The sequence below is a fragment of the Chitinophaga silvisoli genome (genome assembly GCF_003412465.1).
Lineage (GTDB): Bacteria > Bacteroidota > Bacteroidia > Chitinophagales > Chitinophagaceae > Chitinophaga > Chitinophaga silvisoli.
In genome coordinates this window covers 1-20775 of record NZ_QTJV01000012.1, presented here as the reverse complement: position 1 = coordinate 20775, position 20775 = coordinate 1, and the positions used below count along the sequence as shown (strand labels likewise).

Sequence of the window (20775 nt, the reverse complement as noted above, 5' to 3'; positions counted from 1 at the left end):
TTAAAGAAATCCCCTTATATCTTAGCTGTTGCCAGCAATGCTTTGATCTTTTCTAACTGTTCAGGCGTAGTATACTCTGCAAAAATCTTCAGGTCGAAGCAACCATAATTTTTGAATACGGTGATCGTAGAAGTCCCCCTGGAAGTCCTGGCAGAAGCACCCTTCAGGGTTGCTGACCCGATTCTCAGTTCCGCATTTTCTTCTTTCTGGGATTGTGCATCAGTCAATACGAAACTGATTGCAGCACCCGCACCATCTTCTGGCTTTACATCGCGCACCGTGAACAGTGCACCTTTGTTGGCCTGTGCATCTTCTAAGGTCAGGGTCTTTTGACGGACCATATCCTCAGGCGCATTTTTGCTCAGCGGCACATAATACTGAATTCTTCCCAGGGAAGTCTGGAGGAACCACTCATTGGGCAGGTTAAGAGATAAACCCAGTTCTTTGTTTTCATACTTCCAGTTACCATCGTAGTGACTGGATAAATCGCCGGTGGAAATGGCGGTAGTTTTCGTACAGCTACTACCGCAGCCCGTCACTATCAGACAGGTGATAATAGCTGCCAATAACAGGAATTTTGCCTTTGGCATAGGGTGTCATTTTAGGTTTTATAGCAGGGGAATATCCCCAATACATTTATAATCAGCTAGATTTTAGTTTTCCAAACAGGACAGGTGAAATTTTTAGTTTATAACACGGGAACATCTCCAATACACTTACAATTAGTTATTTCAATAGGATCAGAAAAAATTTTTGGTTGTTGAATATAGCCTTTGAAAATTCGGGTACCGGGAAATTCTTCATTACGTCCAATTGTCCATTTATTTCCCACGGATAGGTTAACTGGGTCATCCAGTTTTGTTTCCCCTTTCAAAACGCCGTCTATATAAATCTTAAGTCCCTGCTTATCACATACTCCGGCAATATGATGCCAGTGGTGCAGCCAATCTTCCGGCAAAGGTACGGTAATATCTCCCCTGCCCCAACCCCCGGCAAAAAAACTTAACATTCGTCCGTCCACAATCTGGAGCACATGGGTGTCTCCCTTGGAGAAAACATCTACCAGGCCAGGTACCTGTTCCGTAGGGTAAATCCACGCCATCATCGTGAGGGTTGTACCCATTTCATCCAGGCTGCGGGCATTGGGAATCTCCATGTAAGTATCTGCACCGGAGAGGAACGGATGCCTGCCCGGGTCCTGTATTTTGTTCTCCCCAATGATCCTGGCATCATTTCCAAAGCCTGAAAGGTCCTTCGTACCTTCCAGCGACATTAACAATGATTCCTGCGGATCCTTGTAGACTTTAAAGCGCCCGCTGACGGCAAAAATGTTTACTTGCTGCCAGCCTATAGTCCTTGCTTTTACCTGGCAGCTCACTACCTTCTTCTCCCCGGGTTCCAATGTTAGTTTGGCGGTATAAAAAGGCTGCCCGTTCAGGTTCACAGGGATCGTAAAGGTCCTGCTGCTTCCCTGCTTATTCATCACTGCAAAGGCAATACGCTGTATACTATCTTTCTTAATCAATGGTTGCAGGACCAGGTCCGATATCACCGGTGCCGCATTGACCAAAGGAGTTTTGACCAGTACCTTTCGCTCCGCCTGTTCATTCAGTTGCAATATATTCTCTCCTGCTTTATAAAGGTAACATTGCACGGAATCTCTCAATCTTGCCCCCTTACCAATCAGGCAGTTTTTAGTACCATACAGCTGCCCGTTCAGCATGATGTTTATCCTATAGACCCCGGCATCCCCATTATTTATCAATGTAAACCCAATGGGAAAAGGCTGGTCGGGGGTAGCCACGGAATCCATCGTGATTTCTGTAAGCCGGATCACGGTACGATTCACATTCTCCCGGCTGATTGCTGCTGCTACCCCTGTTTCAAATTCCAATGTACCCCCACGCTTAATAAAATCATGCGCCATATTCAGGCCTTTGTACTCCACACCGTTTAAGCGTACCTGTTGTACATAAGGGGCATGGGTATCATTGCTTTTTATCGTTAGTACTTTTCCTTCTTTCAGGTGAATCTTCATTTCCTTAAAAGCAGGGATACCCAGCGCATACAGGGGCTTCCCGGGAGCAAGGGGATATATGCCCATTGCGCTGAATATGTACCAGCTGGAAGTAGCGCCCAGGTCATCATTGCCGGGCAGACCACCAGGTGTATTGGAAAACCGGTCCTGCATGATCTTCCTGATCCATAGCTGCGTCAGGTCCGGCCTGTTGGCATCATTGAAAAGGTAAGGCACGTGAAAGACAGTTTCATTGTCAAAGATGATATGCTGTCTTTCCAATGCAGTATCCAGGCGTAGCGCAAACAATTCATCTCCTCCCATCATATTGATCAGCTCCCGGGGATGCTGTGGCACAAAGAAGGAATATATCCATTGATCGCCTTCCTTATACCCTGTATTACCCGGATTCAGTTTGAATTCGCCCTTATAGCGGGGCAACAGGAATAAAGAAGGAACATGCAATAACTGGCGGAAGGCAAGGCTCCTGTCGTCGTTCACCTTCTCATGCATTGCTTCTTTTGTAAACAGGTTGAGTGCCCAGTCATCATAAGCATACTCTACGGTGCGGGTCACCGATTCGGGATATGTAAAAGGTACATAACCCAATTCGTGATAAACCGGCATATCAGCTTGCAGATAAGGGGTATCGTTGATACTCTTTTGCATTGCTTTATACACTTCCTCCTTATCCATAGCAATACCTTTGAAATAAGCATCGGTAATGACAGGAATGCTATGATTGCCCGTCATGCTTTCGGTAGGCAGATGACCCGTGGTATGATATACCTCCAGCATAGAACGGATCATAGCCGCCTGCAGATCAGGATACAGGAGACTGAGCAAAGGATGAAGGGTACGGAAAGTATCCCATGGTGAAAAGCCTGAATAGTGGCCATTGTTCAGCCATGGTAATAAGAGGGAATGATACAGGGCGGTATAAAAAACCGTCTTGCCTTTTTCATTCTCATCATTGATCTCTATTACAGATAGCAGCTCATTCCATTGCTGGTAGGTAGCCGCTTTCACCACATCGAAAGGACGATCCTCATTACCAATCCTGGCTTCAATAGTGGTAGTTTCTTTCCTGAAAATATACAGGGTGCCGCCTTTTACGCTGCGTTGTTCCACAGGAGTGGTACTGAAACGAAAACCTTCGCCTGCAAAGATTTGTGGAGTCACGTTACCAGGAAAAGTAAATCTAAAGATCCCTCCGGCCTGTGAGGCCGTTGCCTCTACCATCGTCTGATTATCCTTAAAAACAACTTTGTAATAACCCGGCAGAGCATTTTCATTCTTATGCGAAAAATGACGGCTATAGTGATCGGGATCGAAGGATTCACTGTCACTGACAGGCATCACAGCTACATTGCCGGCGGCACCACCGGGAAAGCCACTATGGTGATCCATACAGGTAAAATAGCAAATCGTACTATCCTGGTAGTCATAGCCCCTGGCACCGGTTCTCCTTGTCTCCGGTGTCAGCTGGTAGTAGCCATGAGGAGCTACAGCCCCGGGATAGCAACCACCTTCATTCCCCCATTTGGTCAGAACAGCACTTTTGGTCGTGCCGATGAAAGGATTGACATATGCTACCGGAGATTTTACCTGTGCGCCGGCTGCACTGGAAAATAAGACCAGTAGCAGGATTAGGCGGATGTTGGCTGATAGATTCACTATGACGTTGTGGTTTGGGCTAAAAATATAAAAATTATCCAACAGTGTGTGCAAAAAAGACTACATCTCAAAAAGAGAGCGGATAAAAGTAGGCTCATCGGGACAAAGCACCCATAGCATTGAGTATAGCTACTTCATTGCAATACCGGAGCGCTTGTTGGCATAGAATTCGACCTTCATTCATTACACATATTTACTAATCCTTAAATTTTTTCACCATGGCAAAGTATTCAAGAAAAAGCGGCGAAAAAGTGGAGAAAACAATGCATGAAATGCATGAAGGAAAATTGAAGAGTGGCAGAAGTGGGAAGAAAGTAACAAATCCAAAACAAGCAATAGCAATAGGATTGTCTGAAGCCAGGGAAGAAGGTGCAAAAGTGCCTAAGAAGGCTGCTTCCAGCAAGTCTTCTACAAAAAAATCAAGTGCTTCTGCTAAAAAATCAGGTGCTAAAAAAGCTGCACCTAAAAAAGCCAGCGCTAAGAAGGCTGCACCTAAAAAAGCGGCTGCTAAAAAAGCAACTGCTTCAAAAAGAACGACAGCTAAAAAAGCGACTGCCAAGAAAGCGACTGCCAAGAAAGCCAGCGCCAAAAAGGCTGCGCCTAAAAAAGCAACGGCTAAAAAAGCAACCGCTTCAAAAAGAACGACAGCTAAAAAAGCAACTGCTGCTAAAAAGCCCGCTTCACGAAAAACAACTGCAAAACGTGCCAGTAGCAGAAAGAAAGCTGCCGCACATGCATAAAAATAAAGGGACCGGCTACAGTGAAAGCATGAGCAATCTAACCTGTATAGCTGGTCCCTATACCTTATAATTCTTTATAGTTCTTTCAGCGCATCTTTATCATCATACTCAAGTATCAACTGCTTCAACTGCGCCTGCAGCTTCGCAGTAATCGCTTCATACCCCTTCTTCCCATACAGGTTATTCAGCTCATCCGGATCTTTCTTCATATCGAACAATTCCCAGCCATGTTCTGCCCCATAAAAGCGTATCAGCTTGTACTGTGCCGTACGTACGCCAAAATGCGGTGATACATGATGCGGTTGCGGAAACTCATAATAGTGATAATACATCGCATCTCTCCACCCCTTCTCATTCTTCAGCAAAGGCAGGAAAGACCTACCCTGCATATCCGCCGGTGCCTTCACACCTGCCATATCCAGTATACCTGGTGCCCAGTCTATATTCAGCAGGAACTCATCCTTCTTCGTACCCGGCTTCACCACACCCGGATAACGGATCATAAACGGTGTACGCAATGACTCCTCATACATAAATCGCTTGTCGAACCAGCCATGCTCCCCCATATAAAAACCCTGGTCCGATGCATAGATCACCACCGTATTCTCCGCTAGTCCCGTACTGTCCAGGTAATGCAGCATCCTGCCTATATTCCTGTCAAGCGAACGGGCCGTAGCCAGGTAATCCTTCAGGTACCGCTGGAACTTCCATTGCACCAGTGCATCACCACTCAGGTGCAATGAATCAAACTCATGCGTGATCTTATCATAATAAGCGGCAAATGGTTTTTGCTGTTCAGGGGTAAACCTGCGATAAAAACCCTTTGTATAATCAACATGTACTTTCAGATCTTCTGTCAGGCGCATGGTCTTATCTATCGTCATATCCTGGTGGCTAGCTGCATCACGCCCCTTATAATCATCGTGAAATGTCTTTGGCAGCGGGAAGGTCACATCATCATATGCACCCAGGTCCTGCAAGTCGGGTAGCCACTCGCGGTGGGTAGCCTTCTCTCCTATTACCAGCATAAATGGCCTGGTGGTATCACGCTGGTTCAGCCAGCTGAAAGACAGGTCCGAGATTACATTGGTCACATAGCCCGGTATGCTGGTAGTATCGTCCTTACTGATGAAATCAGGATTGTAATAATTACCCTGTCCTGGCAGAATTTTCCAGTAGTCAAATCCCTGGGGCAGATTACCCAGGTGCCACTTCCCGATCCAGGCTGTCTGGTAACCATGCTGCTGTAATAAGCGTGGGAACAAAGTCTGGTTGACATCGAATTTCTGCTCATTCAGCGGATAGCCGTTTTTATGACTATACTTCCCTGTCAGCAGGGTTGCACGGCTGGGCCCACAGATGGAATTCGTCACCATCGCATGGTTGAAAATCGCTCCTTCTCTCGCAATACGGTCAATATTAGGCGTTTGCGCCAGTTGGCTGCCATAAGCACTGATGGCCTGATAAGCATGATCATCACTAAAAATGAAAATGATGTTGGGCCTTTTCGTTTGTGCAGTAGTGATATGCACTGCCAGGAAAAGGCAAATGGCAAACAACAGGGTGCGTTTCATATATTTCTATTTATAAAGATGCAGGCTAAAGGTACTACCCTTCCCTTCTTCACTTATTACGGAGAGGAAACCCTTATTTTTCTGCGCAAATTCCTGGCTGAGGCTAAGGCCCAGTCCTATCCCCTTCTCATTGCTGGTACCCGGCGTGGAATGAATTTTATCTCCTGCAAAGATCCTTTGCTGCATGTCGGCAGCAATGCCAATTCCAAAGTCAGCTACGGAAATCACCAGTTCATTGCCTTTATCTTCCATACTGAGTACGATGGTAGCTTCCTTATAACTAAACTTAATGGCGTTGCTTAGCAGATTGCGGATGATGAGGCGTATGTGCTCCTGATCGGCATTGATAATACAGGTATATTGTGCTATATCGTTTTGTAACCGGATATGCTTCTTCTGGAACTGAGGTTGTAAAAACGTAATCACTTCTTCTATCAGCACTACAAGATTGAAGTGAACAGGTTGCGGCGCGATGCCTTTCATCTGGGTATAACACCATTGCAGCAGGCCATCCATATTCTCCTGCAGGTTCTTCGCCTGAAGTATAAGGAGGCGGGATGACTCTGCGAAGTCCTTGCCCGACAGCATATCTTCCTGCAGAAGGTCCAGCATAAAGAAGAGGGTATTGATGGGCGAACTCATATCATGTGCCAGGATGGAAATCAGTTTTTCCCGGGTCTTATTGGCTACATTCAACTGCCGGTTCGATTCTTCTAACTCCTTTGTATACCCCATGATCTGCAGCCTGAAATAATAGAGGCAGAACAGTAGCATGATCAACCAGATCACTGCATTCATAATCCTTCGCGTCTCACTTGCCTGGTGAATAACGGTGTGTGGTGCCAGCCGATGCGTGACACCCAGCAGCACCGCACTGAAAATACTCAGGACAAGCATGACCCATTTATTGTTCAGCAGGATCAGGGAAAGACATACCACCAGCAGGAGGTACAACTCCATGTTGTTATTATAGATCAGCGCACTGGCAGAAAGTTCCAATGCACATACAGGCATAGTGATCATCGGCCCCAGGTCATACTTCTTCCTTTCATTGAAGTACACCATGCTGTATAGGCAGGCCATGGTAGTAATGTTGATCAGTACAAGGAGATAATTTCCCAGGCAGGTATTGACAATGCTAAACAAAAGGGAGACTGTCCCGCCAGTAACACCCGCGATATTCACGGTTCGGATCTGACGGTTGCGGGCAATGCCATTAGCTTCGTGTACCCCCGTATTTAATATTCGGTTAAAGAAATGGATGATGTCTGGGATAACAACACGTTTACGGTTTGTTTGTACATTATTCATTCATAACCACGTTAATGTAAAATACCTCTCTCCTGAAAGTTCCGCAATTTATGGTAAAAAGTATTAATAATCAATGTAAGAACTGCCCATTTTCGGACAATTCATGTACTGTTAGCGAACATATCCGTCACTAACTTCCTTGTAATTACTTAATTTTCAATAAGACCGAACTGCGGCATTTACTTTGATCGAACAGGAATATCCAAACCCAATGTTATGCTATTGAACTACATCCTGGTTGCCTGGCGGAACATGAAAAAGAACCGCTTTCATGCTATCCTGAACATTGTCGGGCTTGCCATTGGCATAGCCTTTACTGGTATGATCATGGCGCATGTATGGAATGAACTCCAGGTGAACAGGGAGCTCAAAAATGCAGACAGGCAGTTTGTGATCCGCAGTAAATGGAAAGACCCGAATATGGGATTCGATCTCTCTACCTCCGGCGCATTACCCAAAGCCCTGAAGGAACAATACCCTACACTGGTAAAGAACTATTACAGGTGGGACGGCGTTACCCTCACCGTGCATGGCGACCAGAAGGACTTTAAAGAAAATGTACAAATCGGCGATACTACCCTGCTCGATATGTTCGGCATGAAAGTACTGGCAGGCAATGCGAACAATGCATTGTCTACCCCCAACTCCATGATTATGACAGCGGAGCTGGCAAAAAAATACTTTGGTACCATAAACGCCATCGGCAGATCTGTGGAGATTGAGAATATGTCAGGACAGCGCAAGCCCTTTATGCTGACAGCAGTGATCAGCGTTGCACGCGACAATGCGGCCACTGACCTTGTCTCCACCTATAGGAATGGCATCATCCTCCCGGAAAGCTGCATCAGTTATTTCGGCAGAACAATAGACGACTGGAAAAATGTTTACATCGTGGGTTATGTAGAATTACAGCCCGGTGTAAAAGCCAGTCAGCTCTATGGTCCGATTACCAAACTGTTGAAAGAAAATACCCCGGCGAATATATACGATAACCTGACACCGGAAGTGGTGAACGTTCGCGATAATTACCTCAATCAGAACAATGGCCTGGTAAGAAGGATGCTGTATACCTTATCCGGGATCGGTTTGTTTATATTACTGATGGCTGTGATCAACTTTATCAATATCTCTGTAAGCAGCGCTGCTTCAAGGATGAAAGAAATTGGGATGAGAAAGGTATTGGGAGGCAAAAAGCAACAACTGGTCGCACAATTTCTCACTGAGTCATTAATCACAGTAAGTATCTCTACCCTGCTTGCATTTGGATGTTATCTGCTGCTGGCCCCCCTGTTTGAACAAATGGTAGGTAAACCACTCCCGGCACTGAACGATTTCCCTGCTTATTTTGCTGCTTACCTTTTATTGTTCGTCGTCCTGACAGGATTGGCTGCCGGCCTGTATCCGGCCTTTGTATTATCGGCACTCCCCTCATTGAGCAGTCTGAAAGGAACTTTAAAATCAGTAAAGGAAAATATAGCATTAAGAAAATCACTGGTAGCATTTCAGTTCTTTACAGCCGTAGTAGTTTTGATTGCTGCCTTTATCATTACCAGGCAGGTGCAATTATTTTTCAGCAAAGGAATTGGCTATGATAAAGAATATGTGATCAGTGCGCAGGTGCCGAGAGACTGGTCACCAGCCGGCGTAGCAAAGATGGAAGGCATCAGGAGACAACTGGCGGAGTCCCCGGTAGTAAAGGATGTAAGTCTGACCTATGAAATCATGGATGGTAATAACGGGGGCAGTTTAAATATATTCCCATTGGGTGGAGATGCAACTGCGGCGGTCACCGCATTTCAGCTAAGTACAGACAGGCATTTTGCAAGGACCTTCCAGGTGCCAATGGTGGCAGGTGAATACCTTGGCAGGGAAGGTATGCCGGCGGACGTACATAAAATCGTGATCAACGCAAAGACGGCAAAGGCCCTCGGATACAAGGATGCGGCGGATGCTGTTGGCAAACAGGTTAAGTTTGCAGAACTACAGGATCCATATACAATTGGTGGTGTGACAAAGGATTTCCACTTCCAGTCCATGCAGCAATCCATAAGCCCTATGGTCTTTTTCCCGCTTGAAGCGTTCAATACCTACAGGTATTTTGCCATCAAAATTAAAGCGGGGAATATACCGGAAGCCCTGGAAACCATCCGTCAGAAATGGTCCCTGCTCATGCCAGGTGCACCCTTTGAATATAAATTTATGGATGAAAGCCTGGCAAAGATGTACAGGTCGGAGATCCAGCTGGAGAAGACAGCATACACCGCTACGGTACTGGCATTAGTCATAGTATTATTGGGTGTGATCGGGCTGGTATCCCTGACTATCCAGAAACGCACCCGGGAAATGGGGATCAGGAAGGTGCTGGGGGCTTCTGTCAATAGCATCATCAGCCTGTTCATAAAAGACTTCATGGGGGTCATGATCATAGCAAGTGCACTGGCCTGCCCGGCCGCTTATTACCTCATGCAGTACTGGCTAAACAGTTATGAATACCACATAGAAATTAAGGCAATGCCCATCGTGATGATCATTGTTTCATTAGGATTGCTTACTTCAGTGATGATTGTATTGCAGACTTTAAAAGTGGCGTTTGCCAATCCTGTAAAGAGTTTGAAGACGGAGTGATATAAAGTTAAATATTGTTTTTGGGAGAGCCTCTGCATCTGCGGAGGCTTTTTTATTGATCCATAGCGGCTTTTGCCTATTCCTCCATATCCTATTGATAATCATATACCATTGGGTAAACGGAAAGTAAATTCACCGAAACCCTTATAAATAGCGGATTTATTTAATAACTTTACATTATAATTTAATATAATACACTGGTCAACATCCCTGTACCATATCCCTATGCCTACAACTCCCTCACGACAAGGTTCGGATAAACTGGAGCTGAAACGCCCGTGTGTTCCCTTTTTGCACCATAACGTTTAAGAATGCGTGAACAAAACAAATTGTTGGTAAACAAACTTTTAGTTGCCTTTTTATTCCTGTTAGTCAGTAAGGTCTCACTTGCACAATGTACGACTGACTTAGCTTTAGGTAAGGCTGTCACTTCTTCCAGTGTGAATGCAAACAACTACGCGTATTACGCTACAGACGGCAATACCACTACCCGATGGGAAAGTGCCTGGAGTGATCCGCAATGGATTATGGTCGATCTGGGAGGCAGATACCCGATTTGTACTGTGAACATTACCTGGGAGAATGCCAGGGGGCAGGACTTCCTGGTCCAGGTCTCTGACGATGCATCAAACTGGAGAACCAAGGCCACCATAACGGGCAATACTGCCCTGAACAACTCCTACAGTTTTACGGATACCGCCAGGTATGTGAGGATGTATGGTACGGCAAGGGTGCTCACCGGCTACGGCTATTCTATCTATACCCTGGAGGTATTGGGAACGGCACCGACTACCATTTGTTCCAACCTGAATGTGGCGCAATCAAGGCCGGGTTTTGCATCTTCTGTTGTAGGTGCAAATGCGGTGGCGAATGCATTTGACAACAGTGCCACCACACGCTGGGAAAGTGCATCTTCAGATCCGCAGTATATCTATGTAGACCTAGGTGCACAATACGATCTCTGTCGGGTCGCATTGACCTGGGAGGCTGCTTACGGCAAGGATTTTACCATCGATATTTCATCAAATGGAAGTACCTGGACCACGGCGGCAACCATTGTAGGGAACTATATCAAAAACAATTCGATAGCAATATCAGGGCAGGCTAGGTATGTGAGAATGCGAGGTACAGCGAGGGGTACCACCTACGGATATTCATTGTACGACTTTGCAGTGTATGCCATGCTGCCTGCACTGAGTGTCAAGAAACTCACAGATGCTGCTGAACCGGGAACCGGCGGCTCATTCAGATTTAGTTTACCAACAGGGATCACGTATACGGAAAATATTACCGTGAATTATACGGTGACAGGTACCGCAGCTTCCGGCACTGATTATACCAGTTTACCGGCATCAGTGGTCATACCTGCGGGTACCAATTATGTAGATGTCAGCTATAATACGAATGACGATAAAATCATTGAAGGAAATGAAACGGTGATCGTGACCCTGACTAGTGCTGAAGCCGGGTCATCGACTACCTATGTCACCTTTCCATTAAGTGCGACGGACTACAGTGCCACGAGTACGATCAGTGACGATGACAATACGGCAACGAATATGGTGCTGAATTTAGCTGTTACTACCGGCGCATGGGAACCGGCTACAGACGGGGTATTTACATTGAGTCTGCCTACAGGCTACACCGCGAAGGAAGATGTAACAGTCAATTATACCGTATCTGGTACAGCGACTGCAGGTACTGATTATACCACGCTTTCGGGTACAGTAGTCCTGCCGGCATTATCCAACAGTGTTACGATTCCTGTAACTATAACAGACGATAAGATCATAGAAGGTACTGAAACCCTGGCCCTGACATGGAACCAGGGTACAAGCCCTACCCTTGGTACCTTCTCCGGATCAGGGATAGCAACCATGGGTGTGATAGATGATGATAATATTGCGGCAAACAAGGTGTTTACGATTGTAGCAGATGGAGATGCAGCGGAGCCTTCTACCAATGGGGCATTCAAAATCAGTCTGCCAGCCGGTGTATCAGTAGTGGAAGATGTAACTGTAAATTATACAGTAGCTGGTACTGCCACTCCCGGGGCTGATTACAATACGCTCGCTGGTACGGTGAATTTCCCGGCAGGTAGTAATAGTATATCCCTGCCAGTGACCGTGATAGATGACAATGATATAGAGGCGACAGAAACAGTCATTGCAACATTGACAGGTGGCAGCGCGGCTACATTCGGAACATTTACCGGTACTGCCAATGCAACGGTGAATATAGCAGACAACGATGTAGTGCCTGCCAATAAAGAAGTAGTGATTGCTGGCACTACAAATGGCACAGAACCGTCCGCCAATGGCGTGTTTACAGTAAGTCTGCCGGGAGGAATATCATATCCTGAACCCATTACAGTAAATTACACGGTATCCGGTACTGCGATTGCAGGCACTGACTATACTACGCTTTCAGGTACGGTAACGATTCCTGCGGGTGTGAATAGTGCTGTCATCAATGTGCCCGTCCTAGATGATGACCTCATTGAGGTAGATGAAACAGTGATCGTAACCCTGACATCTGCCGCTGCGCCATCATTCGGATCATTTATTGCGAATACCAGTGCAACTATCAACATTGCAGATAATGAACCGAGATTGCTTGGCATTAGTGCATTTAATAACTTAAGCGAACCTTCCACTGATGGTACCGTTGCAATAGCCATCATGGGTGCAGGCAATATCAGTTCAACAGAACCTATCACAGTTACTTATACAGTAACTGAGCTGGGTGCGACTGTAGATGAAGATTACGAGCCGCTTTCGGGTACGGTTACCATCCCTGCGGGTGATCCCTATGTGACGGTTCCAATCAGGGTGAAAGATGATAAGATTATAGAGGGAACGGAAAACCTGAGATTTACAATAAGCGGCGGCACCAGCCCTAACCTTGGGGCCTTTACACCAAATGGCGCTTATGCATCCCAGGATTTGTCCATCAACGATGATGAGCAAAAAATTGTAACGATTACAAAAGCTACAGATGCTTCGGAACCTTCTACCAATGGGGCATTTATGGTTAGTCTGCCGGCAGGTACTATTGCAACGGAAGACATCACCGTCAACTATACCGTTTCCGGTACAGCCACCGAGGGGGATGACTATAATGCCATGACGGGTACAGTGACCATCTTTGCTGGTGATAACAGTGCGAACATCCCTGTTGAGGTAATCGATGATCAACAAATTGAGAACCCTGAAACAGTGATCGCTACACTGACCGGCGCTTCTGCTGCTACCCTGGGTGCGTTTACCGCTAACACGAATGCGACCCTAACCATTGCAGATGATGAGGACAAAACAATTACAATCGCGAATGCGGCTAATGGTGCAGAACCTTCTGCCAATGGGACGTTTACTGTCAGTCTGCCGACAGGGATAACGGCTACTGAAGATATCACCCTTACCTATTCTGTTTCCGGTACAGCCACCCCGGGTGCTGACTATACTACGCTAAGCGGTACAGTCACTATCGCTGCCGGCGATAACAGTGCAATCATCGATGTTCCGGTATTAAGTGATAATATCATTGAAGCAGATGAAACAGTGACTGTGACACTGACGGCTGCTTCCGGGGCCACGCTCGGAACATTCACTGCAAATACTTCAGCTACAATTACCATTGCAGATGGTACCAATAAGACCCTCAGCATCGCCAATACTGCTGACGGAGCAGAACCTGCGACCAAGGGCTCATTTAGGGTAGCTCTGCCGGCTGGCATTACTGCAACCGAAGATCTCACCCTAACTTATACAGTAAGTGGTTCCGCAACCCCGGGTGATGATTACACTGCATTAAGTGGTACAGTCAGCATCCCCGCCGGAGATAATACCGCTACTATCGATGTACCCGTAATAGATGACCAGGTCATAGAAGCAAATGAAACTGTGACTGTAACACTGACTGGTGCTTCCGCTACTAACCTGGGTACATTCACTGCCAACGCAGATGCTACAGTAACCATCACAGACAATGACGCAGGATCAGTGACGATTGCGAATGCAGCGGATGCTGCCGAACCAGGTGCCAATGGTGCATTCATTGTGAATCTCCCCGCTGGTCTGACAGCTTCTGAAGACGTAACAGTGTATTATACAGTTACAGGAACAGCTACTCCTGGCAGTGATTACACAAGCCTGGGGGGTGTAGCTACGATCCCTGCAGGGAATAATAGTGCAACGATTCCTATAACGGTGATTGACGACAAGATCATTGAAGTAGGGGAAACAGTGGTTGTGACATTGACCAGTGCTACTACCAATAACCTGGGTTCATTTACAGCCAATAATAATGCGACTGTTACAATTGCTGATGATGACGAGAAGACGCTAACGATCGCTCAGGCAGCGGATGCAGCTGAACCTTCTACTAATGGAGCATTTACAGTAAGTCTGCCGACGGGCGTAACAGCTACTGAAGATATTACCCTTACCTATTCAGTAAGTGGAAGCGCGACCGGTGGTACTGATTATACTGCATTGAGCGGAACGGCGATCATCTATACGGGCAATAATAGTGCGACTATCTCAGTACCGGTGATCAATGATCAGGTCATTGAAGGGAATGAAACTGTTACAGTGACCCTGACCGGAGCTTCGGCTGCTACCTTGGGTAGCTTTACGGCTAATGGCAATGCAACTGTGAACATTGTGGATGATGAAGATAAAACCATTTCCATCACTAACGCTGCAGACGCGGCCGAACCTGCAACTCCCGGTTTATTTAAAGTAAGTCTGCCGGGTGGGGTAACGGCTACTGAAGCAATTACAGTCAACTATACAGTGACAGGTGGGACGGCCACTGCCGGAACCGACTATACTGCCCTGAGCGGAACAGTGCTGATTCCTGCGGGGGATAATAATGTGAACATTCCAATAGTTGTAGTTGATGATAAAATAATAGAAGGGGATGAAACGGTGATCCTGACACTGAACGGTGCATCAGCTCCTACCCTGGGTGCATTCACGGCCAATACAGCTGCGACAGTAAACATCGCTGATGATGAAAACAGAACCATCAGCATTGCGAATACAACGGATGCTTCAGAGCCTGGTACAAATGGTGAATTTACAGTGAGCCTGCCGGCAGGTGTGACGGCACTGGAAGACATCACAGTTGGCTATACAGTAAGCGGTGGTACTGCCACAGCGGGAGATGACTATGCTGCCCTGAGCGGTACTGTGTTGATCCCTGCAGGTAACAACAGTGCGACTATCCCCGTGGTGGTGAATGATGACAAGCTCCTGGAAGGCGATGAGACCCTGGTGGTAAGTCTGACAGCGGCTTCGGCTCCTACGCTGGGTGCTTATACGGCAAATACGGATGCGACCCTTACCATAGCAGACGATGAAAGTAAAACAGTAACGATTGTAAAGAGTGCGGATGCTGCGGAAGCTGCTACGAATGGTACATTTACAATCGGGCTGCCTGCAGGCGTTACAGCCAATGAGGATATCTCGGTGACATATACAGTAACAGGTACCGCTACGGCAGGTGATGATTATAATACCCTGGGGGGTACGGCAACCATCTTCGCGGGTACAAATAGTGTGGCCATCCCTATCTTTGTGAATGATGACCAGTTGCTTGAAGGGGATGAAACGGTGGTGGCAACATTGACTGGAGCTTCATCTACAAGTTTGGGGGCATTTACCGCGAATAATGCAGCTACGGTTATCATTGCTGATGATGAGAGTAAGACGATTGGTATCTCCTCATCAAATGCGGCCGAACCGGGTACAAATGGTGCATTTACATTAAGGCTGGCCCCTGGCATTACAGCTGCGGAAGATATAACAGTGACTTATACAGTAAGCGGTACGGCTACAGCTGGTACCGACTATACAAACCTGGGTGGTACTGCTACCATCCTTGCGGGTAGCAATAGTGCAATTATTGATGTAGCGGTAATTGATGATCAGATTATTGAAGGTGCGGAGACGGTGACAGTTACCCTGACTGGTGCTTCTGGTGCAACCTTGGGTACCTTAACTGCCAATGCTTACGCGGACCTTACTATTGTGGATGATGAAGTGAAGGTAGTTAGCATTGCTAATACTGCTGATGCTGCAGAACCTGCTACTAATGGTGGATTTATAGTAAGTCTGCCAGGTGGGGTAACTGCCTCTGAGAACATCACAGTGACTTATACTATCACCGGCACAGCTATCGCTGGTTCCGACTATACTACCTTATCTGGTAGCGTTGTCATCCCTGCTGGTGCTAACAGCGCGACTATAGATGTAGCGGTAATAGACGATCAGGTAATAGAAGGAGATGAAACAGTCATAGTTACCCTGACGGGAGCATCCGCTACTACGCTGGGTAGCTTTACAGCTAATGGCAATGCAACTGTGACCATTGCTGATGATGAAGATAAAAACATTTCCATCACTAAGGCTGCTGATGCTGCCGAAGCTGCTACTAATGGTGCATTTACAGTAAGCCTGCCAAGTGGAGTAACGGCCGCTGAGAATATTACAGTGACTTATGCTACCACCGGCACAGCTGCTGCTGGTTCAGATTATAATACTTTAGCAGGTAGTGTTGTTATTCCTGCTGGTGCTAACAGCACTATGATAGATGTAGTGGTAACAGATGACCAGGTTGTGGAAGGGGATGAAACAGTGATCCTTACACTGACAGGGGCATCCACTACTACACTGGGTAGCTTTACAGCTAATGGTAATGCAACTGTGACCATTGCTGATGATGAAAACAGAACCATCTCTATCACTAAGGCTGCTGATGCTGCCGAAGCTGCTACTAATGGTGCATTTACAGTGAGTCTGCCAAGTGGTGTAACAGCTACTGAGGCTATCACCATTACTTACACATTAACAGGTACGGCTTCCGCTGGTTCCGACTATACTACCTTAACAGGTAGCGTAGTCATCCCTGCTGGTGCTAACAGCACTAATATTGATGTACAAGTAATGGACGACCAGGTGATAGAAGGAGATGAAACTGTAATAGTTACCCTGACGGGAGCATCCGCTACTACACTGGGTAGCTTTACAGCTAATAACAATGCAACTCTCACCATTGCTGATGATGAAAATAAAACCATCTCCATCACTAAGGCTGCTGATGCTGCCGAACCTGCTATTAACGGTGCATTTACAGTGAGTCTGCCAAGTGGTGTAACAGCTACTGAGGCTATCACCATTACTTACACATCGACTGGTACGGCTACAGCTGGCACTGACTATAATACATTAACCGGTAGCGTTATCATCCCTGCTGGTGCTAACAGCGCTACAATAGATGTAGCAGTCGCAGATGACCAGGTAATCGAAGGAGATGAAACTGTAATAGTTACCCTAACGGGAGCATCCGCTACTACGCTGGGTAGCTTTACAGCTAATAACAATGCAACTGTCACCATTGCTGATGATGAAAATAAAACCATCTCCATCACTAAGGCTGCTGATGCTGCCGAACCTACTACTAACGGTGCATTTACAGTAAGTCTGCCAAGTGGTGTAACGGCTACTGAGGCTATCACCGTTAATTACATAGTGACTGGTACGGCCACAGCTAGCACTGACTATAATACCTTAACCGGTAGTGTTGTCATCCCTGCTGGTGCTAACAGCGCTAATATTGATGTACAAGTAATAGACGACCAGGTGATAGAAGGAGATGAAACTGTTCTAGTTACCCTGACGGGGGCATCCGCTACTACGCTGGGTAGCTTTACAGCTAATAACAATGCAACTCTCATCATTGCTGATGATGGAAATAAAATCATCTCCATCACTAAGGCTGCTGATGCTGCCGAACCGGCTACTAACGGTGCATTTACAGTGAGTCTGCCAAGTGGTGTAACCGCAACAGAGGCTATCACCGTTAATTACATAGTGACTGGTACGGCCACAACTAGCACTGACTATAATACCTTAACCGGTAGTGTTGTCATCCCTGCTGGTGCTAACAGCGCTAATATTGATGTACAAGTAATAGACGACCAGGTGATAGAAGGAGATGAAACTGTTCTAGTTACCCTGACGGGAGCATCCGCTACTACGCTGGGTAGCTTTACAGCTAATAACAATGCAACTGTCACCATTGCTGATGACGAAGATAAAACCATCTCCATCACTAAGGCTACTGATGCTGCCGAACCTGCTACTAATGGTGCATTTACAGTAAGCCTGCCTAGTGGAGTATCGGCAACTGAGGCTATCACCGTTACTTACACAGTGACGGGTACGGCTACAGCTGGTACCGATTATACTGCATTAAGCGGTAGCGTTGTCATTCCTGCAGGTGCTAACAGCGCTAATATTGATGTACAAGTAATAGATGACCAGATCATCGAAGGAGATGAAACTGTCATAGTTACCTTGACGGGGGCATCCGCTTCTACGCTGGGTACCTTTACGGCAAATAGCAATGCAACTGTGACCATTGCTGATGATGAAAATAAAACCATCTCCATTACTAAGGCTGCTGATGCTGCCGAACCTGCTACTAATGGTGCATTTACAGTAAGCCTGCCAAGTGGAGTATCGGCAACTGAGGCTATCACCGTTACTTACACAGTGACGGGTACGGCTACAGCAGGTACCGATTATACTGCATTAAGCGGTAGCGTTGTCATTCCTGCAGGTGCTAACAGCGCTAATATTGATGTACAAGTAATAGATGACCAGATCATCGAAGGAGATGAAACTGTCATAGTTACCTTGACGGGGGCATCCGCTTCTACGCTGGGTACCTTTACGGCAAATAGCAATGCAACTGTGACCATTGCTGATGATGAAAATAAAACCATCTCCATTACTAAGGCTGCTGATGCTGCCGAACCTGCTACTAATGGTGCATTTACAGTAAGCCTGCCAAGTGGAGTATCGGCAACTGAGGCTATCACCGTTACTTACACAGTGACGGGTACGGCTACAGCAGGTACCGATTATACTGCATTAAGCGGTAGCGTTGTCATTCCTGCTGGTGCTAACAGCACTACAATAGACGTAGCAGTCATAGATGACCAGCTGATCGAAGCCGATGAAGCTGTCATCGCTACATTGACTGGTGCTGCTGCAAATACCCTGGGTGCATTTACAGCTAATAACAACGCAACTGTCACAATTGCCGATAATGAAGACAGAACCATCACCATTGCGAAAACAACAGATGCAGCCGAACCTTCTGTCAATGGTGCATTTACCGTGAGCCTGGCAAGTGGCGTAACTGCTACTGAAGACATCAATATCACATACACGATAAGCGGTACCGCAACCGCCAATGATGATTACACTGCTTTAAGCGGCTCTGTTACCATCCTGGCGGGTACATCCAGCACTAATATCCCGGTGTTAGCAAAAGATGACCAGATCATCGAAACCGATGAAACAGTAATTGCCACCTTAACCGCTGCTACAGCTACAAACCTGGGTACCTTTACGGCGACCCAATCCGCAACTGTAACGATTGCTGATAACGATGCGGCAACCATTACTATTGCTAAAACAGCGGATGCTGCTGAACCAAATACAAACGGGCACTTTACAGTAAGCTATCCTACCGGTGTCACTGCGGTTGAAGATGTGCTTGTAGGATATACTGTAACCGGAGCCGCTACCGCCGGAGCCGATTACACGACGCTGCCAGGCACGGTAACAATCCCTGCCGGTCAGAACAGCGCGACCATCGATATCAATGTGATCGATGATAATATCTACGAAGGTAACGAAGACCTTACCCTTACATTAAGCAATGCATTCGGCACTCAACTGGGCACAATCACGGTAGCAGGCAATGCGACCCTCACTATTTCAGATGACGACTCTCCTGTTCTGACTATCGTCAAAACCACAGATGTGGCCGAACCTACGACGAATGGAGGATTTACCGTAAGCATGCCAACTGGCGTAACTTCCACACAGGCAATTACATTTAACTATACAGTGTCGGGTACCGCTACCGCCGGCAGCGATTACACGGCTTTAAGTGGCACAGCGACCATCCCTGCCGGGGTTAACAGCATCACTATTCCGGTAAGTGTAGTGGATGATAAGCTCATCGAAGGCGATGAAACCGTGATCGTAACCATCACCGACGCAACAGCTTCAAGTGCAACTCTGATCATTTCAGATGATGAAAACAAGACGATCACTATCGCATCAACGACTAATGCTGCCGAACCATCTACTAATGGCGTATTTACAGTGAGCCTTGCTGCCGGGGTTACTGCGACAGAAGACATCACTGTTACTTACACAGTATCTGGTAGTGCTACTGCAAGTACTGACTACAATCCCCTCAGCGGTACAGTGACCATCCCTGCCGGGGCAAACAGCGCCAACATCGATGTGACAGTGATAGATGATCAAACCATTGAAGCGGATGAAACTGTGATAGCAACTCTCACAACAGCTACGGCTCCTACCCTGGGTACGTTCACTGCCAATACCAGTGCTACTGTCACCATTGCCGATGATGAAAACAAAACCATCAGCATCGTGAATACCGCCAATGCTTCTGAGCCTGCGACCAATGGTGTATTTACAGTGAGTCTGCCAACAGGTGTAACAGCTACTGAAGACATTTCAGTAACATACACTATATCTGGTACTGCTACTGCAAGTACTGACTACAATACCCTCAGCGGCACGGTAACCATCCCTGCAGGGGCAAACAGCGCCAACATCGATGTGAAAGTGATAGATGATCAAACCATTGAAGCGGATGAAACTGTGATAGCAACTCTCACAGCAGCTACGGCTCCTACTCTGGGAACATTCACCGCTAATACCAGTGCTACTGTCACCATTGCCGATGATGAAAACAAAACCATCAGCATCGTGAA

General features: G+C 46.7%; 7 protein-coding genes. 3 read left to right on the top strand and 4 right to left on the bottom strand.

Translation table 11 applies throughout. The features are described 5' to 3' along the window. Positions 1-14: 14 nt before the first annotated feature. Together DXN04_RS26395 and DXN04_RS26390 are read right to left on the bottom strand one after the other, a co-directional pair. Complete coding sequence (locus tag DXN04_RS26395; protein ID WP_116856414.1) at positions 15-590, bottom strand: hypothetical protein; 576 nt, start codon at positions 588-590, stop codon at positions 15-17. Between the two features lie 98 nt (positions 591-688). Beyond that, a complete protein-coding gene (locus tag DXN04_RS26390) occupies positions 689-3694 on the bottom strand; it encodes a GH92 family glycosyl hydrolase (protein WP_116856413.1) in 3006 nt (1001 codons plus the stop codon). Positions 3695-3912: 218 nt separating this feature from the next. On the opposite strand from DXN04_RS26390, the gene DXN04_RS35460 reads away from it, so the two are divergent. After that, complete coding sequence (locus DXN04_RS35460) at positions 3913-4434, top strand: DUF6496 domain-containing protein (RefSeq protein WP_147320067.1); 522 nt, start codon at positions 3913-3915, stop codon at positions 4432-4434. A 74-nt stretch (positions 4435-4508) separates the two neighbouring features. Here DXN04_RS35460 and DXN04_RS26380 read toward each other — a convergent pair whose 3' ends face one another. Both DXN04_RS26380 and DXN04_RS26375 read right to left on the bottom strand, forming a co-directional pair. After that, positions 4509-6008, bottom strand: a complete 1500-nt coding sequence (locus tag DXN04_RS26380) for a sulfatase family protein (protein WP_116856412.1) — start codon at positions 6006-6008, stop codon at positions 4509-4511. A gap of 6 nt (positions 6009-6014) precedes the next feature. Next, a complete protein-coding gene (locus DXN04_RS26375) occupies positions 6015-7319 on the bottom strand; it encodes a sensor histidine kinase (RefSeq protein ID WP_116856411.1) in 1305 nt (434 codons plus the stop codon). Positions 7320-7535: 216 nt separating this feature from the next. Between DXN04_RS26375 and DXN04_RS26370 the strand changes: the two genes are divergently transcribed. Further along, on the top strand, positions 7536-9944 hold the full coding sequence (locus DXN04_RS26370) for an ABC transporter permease (protein WP_116856410.1): 2409 nt from the start codon (positions 7536-7538) through the stop codon (positions 9942-9944). A 311-nt stretch (positions 9945-10255) separates the two neighbouring features. Continuing rightward, positions 10256-20775 (top strand): beta strand repeat-containing protein (locus DXN04_RS26365; RefSeq protein ID WP_116856409.1); only part of this gene is annotated, 10520 nt, incomplete at its 3' end.

What these genes read in the sequence shown, in the direction of transcription:
- DXN04_RS26395 (WP_116856414.1), bottom strand. Translation starts at nt 590, where the DNA reads ATGCCAAAGGCAAAATTCCTGTTATTGGCAGCTATTATCACCTGTCTG.
- DXN04_RS35460 (WP_147320067.1), top strand. Translation starts at nt 3,913, where the DNA reads ATGGCAAAGTATTCAAGAAAAAGCGGCGAAAAAGTGGAGAAAACAATG.
- DXN04_RS26380 (WP_116856412.1), bottom strand. Translation starts at nt 6,008, where the DNA reads ATGAAACGCACCCTGTTGTTTGCCATTTGCCTTTTCCTGGCAGTGCAT.
- DXN04_RS26375 (WP_116856411.1), bottom strand. Translation starts at nt 7,319, where the DNA reads ATGAATAATGTACAAACAAACCGTAAACGTGTTGTTATCCCAGACATC.
- DXN04_RS26370 (WP_116856410.1), top strand. Translation starts at nt 7,536, where the DNA reads ATGCTATTGAACTACATCCTGGTTGCCTGGCGGAACATGAAAAAGAAC.